Annotated in this window: 1 protein-coding gene; it reads left to right on the top strand. The window is 43.3% G+C overall.

Annotated features, from left to right (window positions below; translation table 11 throughout):
* A partial coding sequence (locus tag AC1DPZ_RS26800) for an ABC transporter ATP-binding protein (protein WP_477409248.1) occupies positions 1-1,193 on the top strand: 1,193 nt, incomplete at its 5' end.
* Between the last annotated feature and the right edge of the window lie 434 nt (positions 1,194-1,627).

Here is a 1,627-nt window from a genome sequence, read left to right on the forward strand (position 1 = left end):
CGCTGATACTATCGCCATGGATAAAAAGTAAAAACGCGGCTAACCTTAAAAGTACCGGGGGCTTAAGCGGCGAGATACAGGAAAGCCTTAGTAATTTTAAGGTGATCATCGCGTTTAACCGGCGAGATTATTTCAGGAAGCGATTTGATACTGTTAATAAGCAAAATTATAAAACAGCCATTAGCGCTGGTTTGGCTAATAACGTTTTTGTGCCTGTTTATGGCTTATTTGCCAGCATTGCACAATTGATAGTACTTACTTTTGGTATTTATCTTATTAGCCACGGGCAGTTTTCTATTGGTTTGCTGGTAAGTTATTTATCGTACACCACGCTTTTTTATAATCCGTTAAGGCAATTGGCGGCCTTATGGTCAAACTTTCAACTGGCAATGGCAGGTTGGGACAGGATCTCTCAGATTTTGGCGCTCGAAAGTGACTTGCCCCGGATGGAGGCAGGTATAACAGACTCAAACGCCGCTTTACTGGAATTTAGAGATGTATATTTTAGCTATGATGAAAGCAAGGAGATATTGCACCATGTAAGCTTTAAACTGGAGCAGGGTAAAACATATGCCCTGGTTGGGCCTACAGGCGGTGGTAAAACCACTACAGCATCATTGATAGCCCGTTTATATGATCCGTCGAAAGGATTGATCCTGCTTGATGGAAAAGATATCAGGACCTATACCGCCGAAGAGCGCAGCCTTAGGATAGGCTTTATTTTGCAGGAGCCTTTCCTGTTTAGCGGCACTGTTAGAGACAATATTTTATACAGTAATGAGCTGTACAAGGACTATACTAACCAACAACTGGAGCAGGTTATAAAAGATGCCAGCCTGGGCAGCCTGCTGGCTATTTTTGAGAACGGACTGGAGACCCCGGTATTATCAAGCGGAGACAGTATCAGCCTTGGTCAAAAGCAGCTGATAGCCTTTATGCGGGCCGTGCTACGTAATCCGCAGATCCTGATATTAGATGAGGCCACCGCCAATATTGATACAATTACCGAAAAATTGTTGAGTGACATTCTTGATAAACTGCCCGAAACCACAACGCGGGTAATAATTGCCCATCGCCTTAACACTATCGAAAATGCCGATGAGATATATTTTGTTAACTCGGGCGAAGTGATTCGCGCGGGATCGCTGGATGATGCTATGGCTATGCTGTTGAAGGGAAAAAGAGTGAGTTAGGGGATAGTGACAAGTAAATTAAAGCTAAGAAGCTGTCTAAATTTGATTTTATTAATGTTTTTATACTTCTAATGATGCGCATATTCATGCGTCATTGCGAGGTACGAAGCAATCCCCGCCATACAGGGTTGCTCTGCAATTCCGATCTGCGTAGTCGGGGATAGCTTCGTACCTCGTATGACGGTCTGTTTTTTTATTTTTAGACAGCTTCTGAGAAACAGGATTGTGACCGCGGGGTTATAAGGGTAATCAAAAGGGGTTTGGCCGATTCTGGTACGTGATTGGCAGGTGTATGAAAGGTATGTGAACGGTATACAAAAAGTGTCATTTTAAAGTGCATTTTAAACGATAAAAAAACGCGTCTTTTCGGGAGTTTTTTCAGCGCTGCCAGGTTTTGAGCAAGGTGTCGCCGGCATGGGTAATATGGTATTTGC

The sequence above is a fragment of the Mucilaginibacter sp. P4_G9 genome, assembly GCF_056400985.1.